The following is a 17129-nucleotide window of genomic DNA, read 5'->3' as shown; positions in this document are numbered from 1 at the left end:
CCAGGTAAAGCATGAATCCAAGGTTAATAAGCCTGACGCATATCCCCACGTAGTGGGGTGACCCCGCCATGAATGGCGACAGCTCATTATCATTAGTGTAACCGAGGTACTCCCCGTTGAAGGCTCTCTTCACAATACTCCTAATGGCCTCCTCATTCTCCCAGATAATCCTCTCCATGTTTACCATTCCCATCATGGTGTTGATTAGCTAATCTGGGGCTGGTTGGTTAGCCCAGTGTGGAGTGGCCCGAGGTTGTCGAAACTGCGGCAAGGGGGATTGCCATTGCGGTAAAGGAGGCAAAGGGTAATTGCGTTAGTGTTAGTCCATCCATGCTTTTCAATTACCTCGAAAAACCATTCCATCCCATGATTGCCTCACAGTTCAAATATATTCTTACACAGCTTGAGGGTATGGGGATTGTTAGCCACAGGCGTTATAGGCGTTATGGGAGGAAGGCTAAGGTGTTCTATGTAATATGCCGTGATGTGAACCCAATGACTGATGGGCACTTCAACCCAACTATTGCAGGGCTTCTTTGGGGCTTGGTTAAGGCCCTGCCCCTTGAGGATGCTGTGAAGGCTCTCACGTTACTAATCCTAAGCCACGATGGGCAGTCCCCCTTGCCCAAAACCCTCAAACCTAATCATAATCCAATTCAAGCACAATCGTGGTTAAGGAGCTACTGGTAGAGTACTTGAAGTGCGAGGATTCCTGCCGTGGAAAGTGCGATACATACACTTGCCTTCACGATTGCGTAAGGGATTGTGTTACTAATACGGCTGAGAGGCTTGGGGTTAGCCCTGAGGAGGCTGATATGCTTATTAGGGAGTTCAACGCATGTGTCCTCAAGTGCATGAAGCATGGGCGTAGGGGTTATGGGCTATGCAGTCGAATATGCCTTGGAACGTGAGGCGAATGGTGGCTAGGGGGATTGTAATCCTCATTAAGGGAGCCCCAGGTGACTGTATTCACATTACGCCAAGCCTCCTGGGCAGTATGATTGGTGATGGCTCGGTTAGGGAGGCTTTAAGGCTCTTGAGGGCAATGTCCCTTCACGGCATCCTGGATAGGGTTGATGGCTCCTACACCCTATGCTCAACTGACAACCCAGAATTGTGGTTCATGGTGAAGAGACTACCAATTGACGAAGCCGTTGCATGGCTCCTATGGCTCATTGAGGACGCCTCAGATGGAAAGCCAATATCCGCTGGCCCTAGCTACGAGCTGTAAGCCCAAGGAGCCTAGCGTATATGGCATTAGCCCTGAGTGCCCTTGCCCTATTCACGACTTGGATAATGTATATCCCATTCCCATGGACACCACCAGTCCTATGCTCAACCAGGCTTAACCCAAGCCCCTTGAGCCAGGCCTCATTATTCAGGTACCATCCAACAGCCCTTGATGCGCTATTAGGCTTGACTCCAGTTAGTAGGCTTACGGCATTGGCAAGAGTGCTCGACCTAATCTTGAAGGTTGTGGCGTGGTTTATATTGTAGGCTAGTATGCCCCATACTGCTGGGCTTGTTATGATGTAGGCTATTGCACCTTCAAGGTTGCCCATAGGGTGGTTGGTGCATGAGGGTTAATTAGGGTATGGTGGATTAACAACCCTTTTCAAATGTCCAATGGTTTTTGGATTCTCCCATCCGAGTTTGTTGATTATAAAACTTGTATGGGAGAATCCATGCGGTGATTATATAATTATTGAAGGCACTCTAAGCCTGGTACCATGGGGCTATAGTACTACTGCCAGTCCTCATGGTTAATTATCTTCTCCTATTCTCCCATCCCCCACCCCCTACCCCCAGAGTGGGGAGGCTATTAACCAGTATGTGGAGCCGATGGTGCCACTCATGGTACTCTCCCACTCACCCCCACCCCCACCCAGATGGGAGAATAGGAGAAGACGTTTTACCGTGTGTTTTTGAAGTGTGCCTATTAGCATGTTGTTATTTTACTGGGGTTCTTCACCAAGGAAGAGCCACCTTAGGAACTTGTCAATCCTAATACTATACCCCTTATACTTCTCCCCACCCTTACTGTAAGTCCCAATCTCAACGCCAAGGAGCCTTGATGGGCGCCCTGGCACAATCATAGTCCCAGGCTTGAAGACAATCCTAGTCTGCCCACTACTAAGCCTCATGGCAATAAGCCTAAAAGCCTCCAATGCATCCTCACTAACCTTCAAGGTGGTATCCCCCTCAACAATACTCTGGAGTGAGGCATTACTATTGAAGAGCTTAGAGAGAACAGCATCAATACCAAGCCTAACCTCCTCAAGGTTATCATCACGCCCCTCGGTGAAGGCAACCTCATTATCACGCTCCCCATGCTCCAGCACTGCCCTCAACATACAGTACCCATTAACCCTTGAACCACAATACTGCCTAGCATAGTCAGCAAGCCTCAACTCCTCACGAATAACACCCTCACCCTTCAACTCACTAGCCTTCTCACTAGCCAACTCCCTAAGCCATGCAATAGTCTGGTCGGCAATGGGCTTAAACTTAGGGTACTTCGAGCCAAGAGCCTCCATGAGGAGTTCAGATAGTTCAAGAAGATTCCCTGAGGAGAGCAATTGGCTCCTCACGTTCTCATCCCTCATCAAGTCCATTAGGAGCCCGTAAACCTGCCCCCTAATGTAGGGTAGATTATCAAAAGCCTCCTCTGGGAGCGTTTCATTAGCCCAGGCAAGTTCAATAAACCTCCTTATAATAGCCTTCCAGCCACCAATAGTCCCATAAACCTCGTCAAAATACCTCTTGAAGGGCATGTTAGTACTCACAATAATACCCCTAAAGTTCCTGAAGCCAACCCAACTACCCGAACCATAACGGCTAGCATGAATCCCAACCCAATTCTGGCCCACAGCAGAGGCATGAAGCATCTCAGCAAGCCTAGTAAGGCTCAAATGCTGTTCATCAATAATCAAGGGTAGTCTGTTGAGGTTCACAAGCTCCCTCAACTGGGGCTGTGTATTAACAGAACCACTGATAACAACAAGGTACGGGTCTACCTCATAGACACCAAGCAACCTCTTCCCAACCTCATTGAAGAGTGTCGTCTTACCCTCCGAGCCACTGCCCCTATTCCAAATAATGTGGTCAATGAACTCCTGGTTCCTCTTCCTCACGATTGGGGTAATAATCTTAGCAATAATGAAGACAACATTCAACCATGCGTACCTTGCGTTCAGGCCATAATACTTGTTAATCCAGTTATAAATGTTAATGAGGTCATCAATACCGTGATTGGCAGTGTCCAGGATACCATAGGGGTCTGATAGTGTACCGTCCTCATTAAGCCCAGCGCTCAGTGGCATTGTAATCCTCTTGAAGGCACGCCCAATGAATATCGTGTACTTGAGCTCGCTGACACCGTATAGTCCACCACTGGCATCCTTCAACGCCATTAGGAATGAGTCGAGGTTCTTGGAGTAGGTTAGAATGCGCCCACTCTCATCCCAAGCTACATAATACATTTCACTTAAGTATGGGTCGTAAACACGTGCAATCCTGCGGGGTAGTACCCCAATCACATCGTAGCCATCCTTCCTCTCAACCTCAATAATGAAGGCACCATACTCATCATCATACTCCCCAACCAAATGCCTAAGGCAACCCTCCTCACCCTTCCTAATACAAACTGAGAAACCCACAGCACCAACATGGCTTAACCTCACAGCATCAAGAAGTTTAGCAAGGCTCCCAAGCAGGCTAATCCTATCAACACCCCCAGTTGCACTAATAGTGAGGGAATCTGGAGTATGGTTCAATTCAAGTAGCTCCATAGCCTTCCTCGCAATGTACACAATACAGTGGTTATGAAGGCTCCTCCAATGGCACTTAATGTCAATGCCAGCGTTCTTCAATACCTCAACCTGATGCTTATTAATAATCATGAGGCACCAGTCCCCCTCACAGTAAGGCTCAGCCAGCATATCCTCTTTGATTTTTGCCCCACGCTCCCTCAAGGTATTAATGAGCCCCTTGAGTGCATCCTCAGTGGTAGGTGGGTTAAGGCCCTCAATCATGACACCCACCCCAGGCATAGTTCATAGAGGCACCTAGTGGGCATAATGTAGTCTGGGAGCCTTGAGTGGAGAACCATGAAGTCATCAATAACGAAGACAAGGGGCATGGGGTAGCCATGATTGAGGTGCCATGCAACAATCGCTAAATCAACAAGGTGCCTACCAAAGCGAACCCTCAATGCATCTATATCAGCCCTGAGGAGTTCAAAGTCAGAGTCCCCAGCACCATTATCAAGAACATGGTCGAACTCCCCCATCAATGCATCAACGTAATTGTAAACCTTGAAGTAATCCTCACTCGCCGTTGAACTCGCATTAATAGCCTTAGCCTCCTCAAGAAGCCTCAAGCTCTCACAGACCCTGTCACGACTCTTGGCATCACTCTTATTTAACAGGTAGATGTATGAATCTCTCTCACCATTCGAGCCAACTGCCACGGCAATCCAATCACCAAAATCACAATAACCACGCCTCACTGCGAGGATTAACCTACCCCATGATTCACCACGCCTACCATACCTCCCCCTACCATCAATGAGGCGAAGGTACTTGTGGTTAGTTACCTTGGCAAGTCTAATCAACCCCCTCTGACCCTCAAGGCTTGAGGCGCCAAGCTCCACTAGCACAGCCAAGCCACTACCACTACCGCCACCACCCATGATTCTCACCAATTCTAAACATCTACTTCAACTTCTGAAGCGGAAGCTTGTTTAAAAGCATACCGTTAATAAATTTAAAGTTTTAGTTTACTCCTAAACCGAGACCCGGGATGAAATCTGGATTCTGGTCTAAACTACGGCTTGCTGGGTTGAAACTACTGGTAACTGCCTACGAGGCTGGTGGCTCAGTGTGGGTTGAGGAGGTTTTCGCAAAGGGTATTGGTAGGGGGCTCGTCTATCATTTAGGCGATTTAGAGGAGCTTGGCCTCATTAAGGTTGAGAGGAGGCAGTATGGCATTAGGGTTAGGACTTACGTTACCCTCACTGAACTTGGGAGGAAAATTGCCGAACACTTGAAGGCAGCCGACGACCTGGCGCCTAATGTGGCTGAGGAGACTGAGGGTGGGGAAGAGTAGCCTACTCCTCCCCCAAAACCCCCCTCAAATACTCATTGGCAATCCTTACCGCATCCTCTGGGCTACCTGCCTCAACTAGGAGGCACGTCATTGACTCATCACAGACAATGTACTTGCCCTCAACCTCGGCCACATAGTAGGCTCCAATCCTCCTGAGGTTTAGGAGCCTTACCTTAGTGCGCATGCTTACGCTACCCCACTGACCTGTTAATTAGCGCTTGGATAGGTAGTTCACTAAAACTATTAGTATAGTAGGATTAAGGATTGGGGTTGGATGTTGGCTTCTCATTGTTGGCTTTCCTGTATTCAACAACCTCGATTACAATGTTTAACACTGCCCCATTCTCGTACCAGTACCTCCAGAGTTCGTTCAACTCCATTGGTAGCTGGATGAAGTAGCGGTTACCCACTTTGGCTATTCTCCTCCTGAATAGTGGCATTGTCTTGATCTGGGTTATTAATTGGCTTGTTGCGTCGGCCATATTGGGTTCACTGGAGTGGGGGTAATTAGGTGGTGGTCATGCCTAGTGTATGGCAGGTTTGTATAGCGTGTTTAGTATGCATGATTGCCCATGTTGGTATTCATGACTAGTGGGGCTAATGGAGGGTGATGAGCACTAGGTAGATGATTAGCGTTAGGATTAATGTGAGTACCGCCAACTCAACGTAACTGGTATCCGTTATCTTAGATAACAGGTACATGAAGACTAAGGGCACTGCCACGTAAAGCACCGGCGTTAGTGGCTTAATTATGATCAGTGAGGAGGCGTACTTAATTAACAACGCAGCTAAGGAGCCTATTATCGACATTACGACCCAGTGGGCTGTATCAACCACGGACTTGAGCATTAAACCCCTATGCAGTGTTGACCCAGCTAAGTAACCCCTCTTAACAAGCAGCCTCCTCTCAACGTCCCTTAGGTAAGCCGTGTTAAGCACGTAGCTTGATAACAAGCCCGTTACTGCGTTAATTAGCACTGTCACAGTTACTACATTGATGAAGCTGCTGAAGGCTAAGTCGACTAGAACCATGGTTGTGTAGTACCCATCCAATAGGCCAAGGACCATGTAGACGCTGAGCCGGGGCATCATTAACCCTTCAGTATGTACTCACCCACGGAGACCTCATCAATGCTCCTTATGACTGCACCATTGACTTCAATAACCCTCCTAATCTCATTGAAGTCTATTGAACCCTCCATGACTATCCTAAGCCCTAGAACGCCCACATCAGTCTCCTCAACCTTAACGTAAACCGCCGCAACACCCTTAATCCTACCCAACTCATTGGCCAACTTAATAATCTCCAGTTCACTTGGGGCATCTACATCAAGCACTACCCTCCTTAGCAATGGTTCATCACCCCCACTCATACCTCACTCACTCTAATTTCAGTTAATAAACTTAAAACGCCATTTAAATTTACGATTCATTGAACAATTAGGTAATGGGATAATGTTTTGAACACCTGGTTCCCGTCAACAAGCATCAGCACTTTGCCCATACTTGGCGGTAATTATAATTCATTAACACATACTAATCTATACTAGGCCTCATGAAGCACTAGTGAGGTTAGTGATCTCGCTTAAGAGCCAGTAAAACCCACTAGCTGAGAAGCACATCCGCGCGGCTGCGCATTGCATCATAAGTTAAACCAGTTTTGCAAATATCTTCACCAGTACTAGTGCGATTATGAGGACGACAATATACTTCACGTAAAATGGCCTTAAGCGATTCAATAGGTATGATCCAGTGAGTCCTCCTAGGGAACCCCCCGTCAGCACTACTAGCCATAGCCTTTCAGCCAGCATCACCAGCCATAACTTTTCCCTCAATAAAAGTAAGTAACTGGTAAAGCCGCTGACCGATATCAATAATGCTATGTATCCTGTTGTAGCTGAAGCCTTCTTTATATCCTCCTCTATTAAGACCATGACGGGCAAAATTAGTATTGCCCCTCCTATCCCCAACATACCACTAAGGAAACCCGTGATGACTCCCACTAACGCAGTGAGTACATAACCCTTAACACTTCCGTAAAACCTGCTAGACCTTACCTTCGCCCTTTCCCTTACCAAGTTGTATAATGTGTAGCTTAAGAATGCTGTGAGTGCCCATAGTAGTGCAATCTTTGGGGCATGGCTACCCACATATGCCCCCACTGGGGCCATGGCTGCTGCAGGAATTAGGAGGATGGTTCCTAGTTTCCATAAGACATTACCCCTTCTCGCATTATTCACCATCGCAATAAATAGGGAGAAAATGTTAAGGAAAAGTCCCGTATCTGCCGCTACCGAGAATGGTATACCCAGTGAGTATAATATTGGCACCAGGACAACGGCACCACCTAGGCCCGCCACCGTAAAAATGCTCGTGATGATCCAAGTTACAAAGAATATAACGATAAGCAGTATAGTAGAAACCATCCTTCACACCCCTTCATTTTCTTATCATTTTAATGCCCATATTTAATACCTAAACCCTCAGTACAGGCGCTTCCTTCCTATACCTGGTTAATTGAACCCAGACTAGGATGAGCATTAAAGGTATCTCTAGTAACGGGCCTATTGCTGTAATAATGGGTACAAACGTGTATTTTGCGAATGCCGTTACTGCAATGGCTATTGACACCTCGAAATCCCTGGCAGCCACTGAATACCCTATTGCTGTTGAGTCCGCGTAATTATATCCCAGTTTCCTTGATGTGTAGTAACCTATGTGAAACAGTACGAAGTAGAAGGTGAGCATTACAATAGCCATCATCCATATTAGGCTTGGATATTCCACGATTCCATACCCCTCACCCCAGAATATAACGACTATTGTGAACAGAAGCGCTATAGTCTGCACATTATCCAGCACCTTCAGAACCCTCGAGAAATACGCCTTCTCCTGTAGCAGATACCTAGTAACCACACCAGCGGCGAGGGGAATGGCTAGATACTCCAGCACACTTTCCAGTATTAACATAGGATTAACGAATACGGTGGTTCTTGTTAATAGATAAACATAGACAGGCGTCGTGAAGATCTGTATAATGGAGTTCCACGCAACAAATGAAACACCAAGGGGTAAGTTACCCCTCGAGAGGTCTGTCCACACTATCACCATGGCTATACAGGGTGCAGCCCCAAGTAGTATAACCCCTACAAGCGCCTGGCTAGCGATAGTAAGATTCACGAGGCCCAATGCCTTATAGAATATTAGGTAGAAGAAGAAATATCCGAGCCCAGCCACCAGGAATGGGTCTATCGCATAGTTTAACGCAACCATTAAGCCCACCTTCTTTGCATCCGTTAAGCTCTTCGCAAGCTCATTCACCTTGATTTTCACCATGGCTGGGTAAATCATGAAGAACAACCCTACGGGTATGCCGTACGTGGACACCAAACCGCTAAAACTGGTTAGATGTACCCCTAACTCGAGCCCAAGTATTATCGCAATGGCAACAAATATGGGGAACAGAATTGCCTTTAGACCTAGTGCCCTGAGAATACTAGCATTGTTCCCCTGGCCTGAGTTACCCATGCCTGGGTTGCTCATACCTGGTCAGCTAACTGACTGACTGGACAGTTTATAAACTTTTCCTTAAGTTATTTTAACGATTAATGGTTATCTTAATGAGCGTCTCTAGGTAGGTTTTCTTATCTACTCCTGGTAGGTTAATGACGTAGCAGAGGAGCCCTCCCATGAATGCCCTTACCCTCACAACATCCTCAGCACTATCACTATTGAAAACACGCCTGCTAACTTCAGCAACCAAGGGGCCGCATAATTCCCTACTACTTGCCGCCAATTCCTCATAATTACCCATTAAAGATATTGTGCGTAGGAAGAGCATTCTCATTGTGGGGTCGCTGTACTTCTCAAGGTACCTACTCCCAATGCATCTAAGGATTTCCTCACCATTACTCTCACTTAGGCAGTTAGTCACAATGTCATGAGGTAGACTTCTCTTGGCAATCTCCAGGATTAACTGATCCTTAGTATTGAAATGCCAAAAAACTATCCCCTTAGAAACCTTAGCCCTCTCACATATGCGATCCACAGGAGCATCAAAACCCTCCTCGGCAAACACCTCTATCGCAGCCTGCAGTATCCTCTCCCTCATCAACTCCTTATTCCTAATTCTCGCCCCCGGTCTCATAAACTACACCAGTGGAAAATCTAAGCCATAATTTAAATATTTTAATCATTTTAATCACTGATCTGCCACTCACATGAGGAGTTCTACTATGAAGAGCGCGCCTGTGATTGCTGCGAATACCCAAAATGTTGCGGTGAATCCTGTTATGGATGCCATGTAGCCCACAAGGGGCATTAGGGCTGACATTATCATCATTGATGAGCTGAAGAATGATGTTGATGTCGCTATCTCCTCAGGCTTGAATACCGTGTTTGCTATCTGGAGCCCCAGAGTCCAGGAGATTCCATCGGGTATTCCAGCGATTAGGAAGGCTAGGACTAGGAATATTACTGAGACTGAGCTAAGGGCTAGGAACACAGCAGCCACCAATGCAATTGTTACTGCAAACACTAAGTATGGTCTCCTATTCTGTATTGGGGACTTTAACCTGATTATGAACCTGGTCACCACGTCACCAACGAACATTGCCGCAAGTAGGTAGAAGGTTGTTGATGCAGATAACCCCAGCATTTCGCCGTAAATCCCCCCGAAACTCATGATTATGAAGAACGGTATTGTGTACGTGAACGCCGCCACAACCGCCCAGTTATACTCCCTACTTCTGAACAAGGATCTTATGCTTGCCCTACCACTATGCCCCTTCGCCTCCATGTACTTCAATGCATACCTACCCCTAAGTGCTGCGACAAATGGTATTGCAATAAAAGCCATTACCGCGAATATGAGGAATAGCTCCCTTATACCGAGACTGAGCAAGTAACCGGTGGTGAACGGTGCCACTATTAATGCTAACGCAACCCAGAATGAGAATGCCGCCTGCTCAACCTGTCTCTTCCACTGCTCCACCGATGCCATCCCAGCCATGGTCATGAAGGAATCCATAATTATGCCGCTTAGGAATCCATCAATAGTCATTAATGTGTATACCTCGGCATAACCATGTATTACAATGTAGAGTGGCATTGTGATTCCAAGGAGTGGTAGTGAGATTAATTCAACAGTTTTAAGTTGACTGGGCTTAAACTCCCTCATTAGGAACGCCGCTATGGCGAATGCAACCGTGAAGAGGGCAAACCCTATACCAACCTCAAAGGAGTTCATACCGAAGGACTCTGCTAAATTCCATATTGATGTTTGGTAGAACTGCAACAGATATCTTCCAAGAAACGCCGCAACTATTACCAACCACTCAGCACCACTTATCAGCCCAAAATCAAGACCCACTTTCCTTAAACTCCTTCCCTGGTTTACACCCGGGTTACCCATACCTGGTCAGTTAACTGACTGACTGGACAGTTTATAAACTTTTCCTCCTACACCACTGCCCACTACTACAGCATTGACCCTGTGACTGGTAAGGGGGAAACCAAGAAATGTCACTTGAGGCCCAGCATCTACAAACATGTCATGATCATTCACAACAATGCAAGCCTTACACTAAAGGGCTTCGTTGACAAAAACAGGAAGCCTAACGGCCTGCAGAGCTTAACCACGCTCTTGAGAACAAGATGGAAACCAGCAGCTTAACCCTACGCAGGCGCTAAAGCAGGGGTATGAGACGAAGATGCAGATGCTTGAGGACAAGGCAACAGGCCGAATCCTCTCATAAGGAACTATAAGCTGTATTACAGCGTGATCTCTAGGACAAGGTAGACCTAGGCCGTGCCCAGTCTGTTCAGTTCCCAATGTATAGGAATATGCGAGCCCGCGGAGCAATGGCTTAAGGGTAGGTAGATGGCTCAAGGTAAGAAGCGAGCTTACTTATCCTTCTGTTCTTAATCTTCGCTTCGTAGATGCCTTCCTCCGATATTACAAGGTAAGAGCCAGTTCCCGTCCTCATTACACCTAGTGTCCTAATCCTTTAATACGTTTTGTATTCAAAAACTTCACCCTACCTAGGAGGGGTAAGGCTGCTATTCTTTTCATCAAAAACTTAAAATATGATTCAGATTTTAGATTTAAAAATGATCACGGATTTTTCCTGATCACCATGACTGGTATGGGCGATCTTGATATGACCTTCAGCGTAACACTGCCTACAAAGAAGGTCTCGGCGTATCCATAACCCCTGTGCCCCATCATTATCATATCAAATTTTCCAGCATTAGCCTGCTCAAGTATTATTCTTGCTGGGTCTCCTACAGCTATCTCATAGCTTACCTCATAAGGCCCGAATGTTGATATTGTTTTTACCAACTCTCTCATTTTATGTTCAGCAACCTTCTTCCCACTTTTTATTACATCTTCTGTAACGAAATCACCCACTTCAGATAGGCTAAGGGGGATTACATGCAGAAGTGTTATGCTGTTGACGTTGTTTAGCCTGCCGAGTCCCTCACGTATCCACTCCTCTGTTCCTCTAGAAAAGTCAACTGGAACCAGGATATTTAAACCAATCTTTCTCACGACACCTCCGGCACTTAATTCCTGCACCTCAACAACTTCACTTACTTCCTTTTCTTCACTCACGACGCCTCTAGCAGGTATTTCTCTTACCTTAAGAATTTCTTCAATTTCTTTCCTAGCACCATAGTAATCTATTATTTTCTCCCTGAGCTTTAAGAACACTATTATGAATACTACTTGAAAAGCAGGTATGAGAGAGGGCGGCATGGATGCCAAAAATGCAACCTGAGGGCCGAGGGGCGCGAGCGCTAAGGCGCTGAGTGCTATGGCTGTGGCTTCATTCTTTGGCAAACCAGTAAGTATTGCAACCATGGCTGAACTGTATGGCGATTCATTTCTCCTGTTCAGCTTAATGTACTTAAACAGTATAGTAAAAACAGTGAGTGAGACGGAGTAAAAAACCACGGTAGAATAGACTACGCCAAGCATATCCATAATGTGGGTAATTAGCACACCGGCGTGGGCAAAGAATATTGTGAAGATTAGCGTTATCATGCCAAGTATCGTAAGAGTCGGGAATAGAGGACTTATCCTTCTGAATTTTTCTTGCCCCATTTTTCTAATCATCGCTTCATGTGTGGGTATGGCGAGAGCCAGCGGTACAATTAATATTTCAATTATGGTAATAACTAGGTTCATTTCGATCTTAGAAATCATGGCACTAGAAAGTGCAAGTCGTTCACTTGCGAGAATGTTATGGATATACAGCGATGCTTCAGTTGGAATCAGCGCGAGCGAGAGGAAAAATGAAAGTGCAACCATGGCTGTTGCTGCGCTTACATCTGCCTTCATTAACCCCACATATCCGATGCTCATTGATGAACAGGGTACAACCCATGCCAAGAACAATCCAAGCCTTACATAGGGATTAATGAGAAACAGGTTTCCTAGAAGCACCGCCATGAGGGGTCCATAGGCGAAGTTGAGTAATATCACGGCGGTGATGAGTTTCCAGTTTCTGAATGCGTTCCCCAGCGCTTTAATATTGAGCATTAGCATCATTGGGAAGATCATCACGTATACTGATGCCAACATAACGTTTTGAAGCAGGGCTATGTGACTATGCGCCCAAGCCGTGTCATAGTAACCCGCTATTAAGCCTATGATTATCGCTAATCCAACATAGAGCCCAAGAAACTTATCTAGGTGATCCCTAATCTTTTCAAGTTTAGTTCTTTGACTTAGATTTATTAGATTATTCATGGAACTCGTGGAAATGCGGACTGACCAGACGGTTTATAAAACTTTCGCATTGAATTATTTCTATATAAATAATTATCACTAATAAAAGTTAATATATTTTAGGTGAATAACTAAAAATATTTACAAATATGTATGGTTCATTGGTTTAGTTTTGTCTTTTCAAGGGATGTACATGGTAGCTCGATGAGCAAGTGAGGGTTTTGTTGGAGTTTCGCATCAAGTTCCTCCTTTATTCTTCCCGAGGCAATAAGCTTCCTAGTAAGCTCCCTTACCTCTGATATACTTGGGAATGTTATTGCATCCCAGAGGCAGGCAATCTGGCAGTTATTACACCCTACCATGCAGTTTTCAGGAACTAACACAACAGCCTTTCTCCTCTGTTCATCATAACCAAACACACTCCTCTTTTCTGAGCACTGAACTACGCACATGCCGCATCCAATGCATTTCTTCTCATCTATTCTAGGACCCCAGTTTATGGTTTTTCTATTAACCCCATGCCACTTGCTGAACTCCGGCTTAATGCTAATATCAGTGATTGCCTTCCCAGTCGATACCTTATGATCAGGGTACTTATTGAGCCTTTCCCCAAGTTCCCTCTTGACTATGGGGTATACCTTCTCCTTAATAATTATTGAGTGAACGAACTTCTTTGGGTCATCAGGGAATGTTATTGCATCCTCTGGGCAGAGTTTTGCACATGTTGTGCAGCCTAGGACGCAATTACCTGGGTTCGCAACTATGGGCAAGCTTCCCTCAGGATACCACCTAAATACATCATTGCCACAAGTAAGGAGACAGAGACCACATCCAATGCATTTATCATAGTCAATCCTAGGGAACCACACGTACTTTAACCTATCTACCCCATGCCAGGTTTTACTCATACTCTGGGTCATCGAATTTGACTGATCGGTCAGTAATTAAAACATCTTGGTAGATGCATAATTTACACATCTCCACTTACCATGATGCAGTAATAACACTCAAGGTAACGGTATGAGGGATAGCACCGTGGTGCCCCGGCCGGGATTTGAACCCGGGACCTTCCGGTTATGAGCCGGACACTCCACCCAGGCTGAGCTACCGGGGCCTAGTTAGCATTTAGATTTATGGATTTTATAAGCTTTTTCATTAAACCCAACACTAACCATGTGAATGGGCAATGACTATTCTTAGATGGTCTAAGTGGGCTCGCGGTAAAGCAGTTCGATCATTGCACCGAGACTCCTCCTAGCGTCAACGTAAATGTACCCACCACCCTTGAACTTGCCCTCCTGTTCTATCAAGCCACCAGCCTCCTTAAGCATCCTTAAGGCCTCATCTACGTTACCCACGTTAAACGCTATGTGGTGTATCCCAGGTCCATGCTTCTCTAGGAATTCACTCCACGTGCTCGGCCCACCCACAGGTTGAATAAGCTCTATGGTTATGTTGCCTAACCTGAAGAAGGCCAACTTAGCCCTTCCCCTGGATGGAACACCCCTAAACGTCATGTTAGTCTTCTCCCACTCCTCAGTTTCCACAATCTCAGGTTCCTTAACCTTTAGTACGCTGGCCCATAGCTTCACGGCTGATTGAATATCCGGAACTACCATGGCTACTTGGACAACTTCATTAAACCCCTGGGCACTCATGAGCGGGGTAAGCATTGTATGTTTTAAAGCATTGCCCATATGGGTATGCTTAAATACCTTAAGCTATGGGTTTAGTAATGTCGTTTGACAAGGCTGGTTACCTAGTGGGTAGGGGTTTCACGTACCCGGATTATGAGCCGCAGTACCAGAGGTACTATGGATACGTGGTTAAGTACCTATCAGCGGCAATTAGACTTAACCTAGCCACCAAGTCCATTCAGGGGGAGGCTAGATATGCAATAACGCTTACAGACAGGATTGACCATGTGGATTTTGACGCCGCCGAGATGCAGATAAACTCAGTTATGGTTAATGGTAGCGAGGCTCATTTTAACTATGATGGGCGTGTCTTGAGGATCTACATAACCGGTAATGCTGGCTCCGAGTTTACAGTAACTGTTAGCTATAGCGCTAAGCCTAGGAACGGTGTACACTTCATACTTCCCGATGAGTATTACAAGGATAGGAGGCCAATGGTTTGGACGCAGGGTGAGAGCGAGGACAATCACTACTGGTTACCCATACCAGATTACCCAAGCGTTAAGTTAACCAGTGAATTAACATTGATAGTACCGAAACCACTAACGGCTGTATCAAACGGATACCTAGTTGAGAGTAGGGATTTAGGCGACGAGACCCTATGGCGTTGGAGGCTTGATAAGCCACACTCAGCCTACCTAATAGCCTTTGCGGCTGCTGAATTCGAAGTCATTGAGGAGAACTGCGGCGGCGTTGAGGTTAAGCACTATGTGCCTAAGGGTTATGGTGAACTGGCTAGGTACAGCTTCCACAGGATATGCGACATGTTGAACTTCTACAGTGAATACACCGGCGTTAAGTACCCATGGCCCAACTATAAGCATGCTGTTGTTAGTGAATTTGGCGGCGGTATGGAGAATACGACGGTGACTATACTAACCGACACGACTATTCATGATGAACACGCCCATTGCCCAGGCTCAAAATTCCCATGCCCAGGTAGGGAGGATTTTTCTTCTGATGGTTTGGTTGCTCATGAGTTGGCTCATCAGTGGTTTGGTGACTTGGTTACCACTAGGGATTGGGGTAACATTTGGCTTAACGAAGCCTTCGCAACGTATATGGAGGCCCTTTACACGAGGCATTCGAAGGGTGATGACGAGTTCATTTACGAGCTCCACCAGAACCTTAGGGCCTACCTTAATGAGTATAGGCGTTACTCAAGGCCCATCGTCATTAGGCTTTACAAGTACCCTGAGGAAGTTTTCGATAGGCATACTTACGAAAAGGGTTCACTCGTACTACACACGTTAAAAGGCATAATAGGGGAGGAGAACTTCAGGAGGGGTATTAACATTTTCCTAACTAGGCACGCATTCAGTAATGCCGATACCGAGGACTTGAGGAAGGCTATGGAGGAGGCCTCAGGTAGGCCCCTTGACTGGTTCTTTAACCAGTTTGTTTACTCAGCTGGGCATCCCATGATCAAGTACTCCTGGAGCCATGAATCAGGTTACTTAAGGTTAAGTGTTAGCCAGACCCAGGGCGAAGACTCATACCCCATATATAGGTTGCCGCTGGAATTCGAGGCGGGTTATCAGGATGGGTCAAGGCAGCTGGTTAGGGTTGATGTTAATTCGAGGGAGTCCGTGGTTTACATACCAAGTAAGGAGAGGCCCGCCTACGTATGCATCGATCCTGAGTTTAAGATTGCGATTAAGGTTGTGAGCAGTGATAAGGGTGTTGAGGAGGCTAAGGCTGAGTTGGGAAGCATCAACCTGGCCTGCAGGCTTGAGGCGATTGATGCCTTATCCAGGAATAGTAGCTTAAGATCAATAGAAGCCTTAACAAGTGCGCTACTTAGCGACAAGTTCTGGGGTGTTAGGGCTGAGGCCGCTAGGGCATTGGGTAGGTTAGGCGTTAATGATGCGGCCAAGTCTCTTCTGGAGGCACTTAAAGTTGAGGAGCACCCGAGGGTTAGGCGTGCCATAGTTGAGGCGTTGGGTAACTTTAAGGGTAGTGAGGAGACGGCTAAGGTACTCTCCTCAATCCTAACTGACGTTAAGGAGAGCTACTACGTTAGGTCCACTGCAGCTGAATCACTGGGCAAGGTAGGCATTAGGGATTATTTCAATGAACTAGTTAAGGCTCTCAACTACCCAAGCCACAACAATGTCATAACACAGGGTGCATTAAGGGGGCTAGCTGAACTAGGCGGTGACGAAGCCGTTGACATAATCTTAAAGTATACTCAACTCGGATACCCAACATTAGTCAGGGCCGCTGCAGCGCAGTCGCTGGGTAGGTTCACCAGTGACAGGAGGGTCTATGAAAGGTTGATTGAGCTGCTTAAGGACCCGTACATTAGGGTTGCCTCAGCGGCGTTAAGCGCCGTGGAGTACTCAATGGACCCGAGATTCCTCGATGTCTTGGACTCCATAGTCTCGGGTAATGCACCAGGCTTCATAGCAGCTGAGTTAAGTGGCAGGTTTAGGAGGTATGCCAGGGATGTTGCGACTAGGATAAGGGAGCACCTGAGCAGGGGTGTTGAGTACCAGAGGTTGAGGGAGGAGTTGGAGCAGATTAGGGAGGAGCAAAGGAGGTTAATGGACAGGGTGGGGAGGATTGAGTCCAAGGCTTAGTGGCAT

General features: G+C 46.4%; 19 protein-coding genes and 1 tRNA gene. 5 read left to right on the top strand and 15 right to left on the bottom strand.

From position 1 onward, the window contains the following. Positions 1 to 237: 237 nt before the first annotated feature. From AAX04_RS05005 to AAX04_RS05000, 3 genes are read left to right on the top strand one after another with little or no spacing between them, the layout of a single operon-like run. Positions 238 to 690, top strand: a complete 453-nt coding sequence (locus AAX04_RS05005; protein ID WP_066794925.1) for a hypothetical protein — start codon at positions 238 to 240, stop codon at positions 688 to 690. Further along, complete coding sequence (locus AAX04_RS12155; RefSeq protein ID WP_162270110.1) at positions 669 to 911, top strand: hypothetical protein; 243 nt, start codon at positions 669 to 671, stop codon at positions 909 to 911. Before AAX04_RS05005 ends, AAX04_RS12155 begins: the two co-directional genes overlap by 22 nt. Further along, entirely contained in the window at positions 884 to 1231 is a 348-nt protein-coding gene (locus AAX04_RS05000; protein WP_156519705.1) for a hypothetical protein, read from the top strand. The genes AAX04_RS12155 and AAX04_RS05000 overlap by 28 nt, the downstream gene beginning before the upstream one ends. Here AAX04_RS05000 and AAX04_RS04995 read toward each other — a convergent pair. From AAX04_RS04995 to AAX04_RS04985, 3 genes are all read right to left on the bottom strand, one after another. After that, a complete protein-coding gene (locus AAX04_RS04995) occupies positions 1215 to 1562 on the bottom strand; it encodes a hypothetical protein (RefSeq protein ID WP_066794916.1) in 348 nt (115 codons plus the stop codon). The two genes, AAX04_RS05000 and AAX04_RS04995, sit on opposite strands and share 17 nt — an antisense overlap. A 393-nt stretch (positions 1563 to 1955) precedes the next feature. Beyond that, positions 1956 to 4034 carry a hypothetical protein gene (locus tag AAX04_RS04990; RefSeq protein ID WP_156519704.1) on the bottom strand — a complete coding sequence of 693 codons (2079 nt, stop codon included), beginning with the start codon at positions 4032 to 4034 and terminating at the stop codon, positions 1956 to 1958. Further along, positions 4031 to 4693 carry a hypothetical protein gene (locus AAX04_RS04985; RefSeq protein WP_066794913.1) on the bottom strand — a complete coding sequence of 221 codons (663 nt, stop codon included), beginning with the start codon at positions 4691 to 4693 and terminating at the stop codon, positions 4031 to 4033. The genes AAX04_RS04990 and AAX04_RS04985 overlap by 4 nt, the downstream gene beginning before the upstream one ends. Positions 4694 to 4803: 110 nt before the next feature. Between AAX04_RS04985 and AAX04_RS04980 the strand changes: the two genes are divergently transcribed. Further along, positions 4804 to 5109: a hypothetical protein gene (locus AAX04_RS04980; protein ID WP_066794912.1), complete on the top strand. Its 306-nt coding sequence runs from the start codon at positions 4804 to 4806 to the stop codon at positions 5107 to 5109. Position 5110: 1 nt separating this feature from the next. On the opposite strand, the gene AAX04_RS04975 is transcribed toward AAX04_RS04980, so the two are convergent. From AAX04_RS04975 to AAX04_RS04920, 12 genes are all read right to left on the bottom strand, one after another. Further along, positions 5111 to 5293: a hypothetical protein gene (locus AAX04_RS04975; RefSeq protein ID WP_066794910.1), complete on the bottom strand. Its 183-nt coding sequence runs from the start codon at positions 5291 to 5293 to the stop codon at positions 5111 to 5113. A gap of 73 nt (positions 5294 to 5366) precedes the next feature. Further along, positions 5367 to 5591 (bottom strand): hypothetical protein, encoded by a 225-nt coding sequence (locus tag AAX04_RS04970; protein WP_066794908.1) that lies wholly within the window; start codon positions 5589 to 5591, stop codon positions 5367 to 5369. Positions 5592 to 5706: 115 nt separating this feature from the next. Then, positions 5707 to 6177, bottom strand: a complete 471-nt coding sequence (locus AAX04_RS04965) for a hypothetical protein (protein WP_066794906.1) — start codon at positions 6175 to 6177, stop codon at positions 5707 to 5709. Positions 6178 to 6200: 23 nt separating this feature from the next. Continuing rightward, positions 6201 to 6482, bottom strand: coding sequence for a DUF211 domain-containing protein (locus AAX04_RS04960; RefSeq protein WP_066794904.1), 282 nt, complete (start codon positions 6480 to 6482; stop codon positions 6201 to 6203). A 276-nt stretch (positions 6483 to 6758) separates the two neighbouring features. Next, positions 6759 to 7535 (bottom strand): sulfite exporter TauE/SafE family protein, encoded by a 777-nt coding sequence (locus tag AAX04_RS04955; protein WP_066794902.1) that lies wholly within the window; start codon positions 7533 to 7535, stop codon positions 6759 to 6761. A gap of 49 nt (positions 7536 to 7584) precedes the next feature. Continuing rightward, positions 7585 to 8637 (bottom strand): arsenic resistance protein, encoded by a 1053-nt coding sequence (locus AAX04_RS04950; RefSeq protein WP_238377807.1) that lies wholly within the window; start codon positions 8635 to 8637, stop codon positions 7585 to 7587. Between the two features lie 70 nt (positions 8638 to 8707). Beyond that, positions 8708 to 9256 (bottom strand): TetR/AcrR family transcriptional regulator, encoded by a 549-nt coding sequence (locus tag AAX04_RS04945; protein ID WP_066794896.1) that lies wholly within the window; start codon positions 9254 to 9256, stop codon positions 8708 to 8710. 69 nt (positions 9257 to 9325) lie between these two features. Next, positions 9326 to 10522, bottom strand: a complete 1197-nt coding sequence (locus AAX04_RS04940; protein ID WP_066794893.1) for an MFS transporter — start codon at positions 10520 to 10522, stop codon at positions 9326 to 9328. 702 nt (positions 10523 to 11224) lie between these two features. After that, entirely contained in the window at positions 11225 to 12865 is a 1641-nt protein-coding gene (locus tag AAX04_RS04935; RefSeq protein ID WP_066794891.1) for a universal stress protein, read from the bottom strand. 137 nt (positions 12866 to 13002) lie between these two features. Next, positions 13003 to 13764, bottom strand: coding sequence for a ferredoxin family protein (locus AAX04_RS11620; RefSeq protein WP_084761206.1), 762 nt, complete (start codon positions 13762 to 13764; stop codon positions 13003 to 13005). A 116-nt stretch (positions 13765 to 13880) separates the two neighbouring features. After that, positions 13881 to 13958, bottom strand: a tRNA-Met gene (locus AAX04_RS04925). Between the two features lie 91 nt (positions 13959 to 14049). Beyond that, complete coding sequence (locus tag AAX04_RS04920) at positions 14050 to 14502, bottom strand: VOC family protein (RefSeq protein WP_066794887.1); 453 nt, start codon at positions 14500 to 14502, stop codon at positions 14050 to 14052. Positions 14503 to 14579: 77 nt separating this feature from the next. Here AAX04_RS04920 and AAX04_RS04915 point away from each other — a divergent pair, with 77 nt between their 5' ends. Then, entirely contained in the window at positions 14580 to 17123 is a 2544-nt protein-coding gene (locus tag AAX04_RS04915) for a HEAT repeat domain-containing protein (RefSeq protein ID WP_066794884.1), read from the top strand. Positions 17124 to 17129 lie beyond the last annotated feature (6 nt).

The organism is Caldivirga sp. MU80, assembly GCF_001663375.1.
Taxonomy (GTDB): domain Archaea; phylum Thermoproteota; class Thermoprotei; order Thermoproteales; family Thermocladiaceae; genus Caldivirga.
This window is presented reverse-complemented; position numbering and strand designations above follow the sequence as displayed.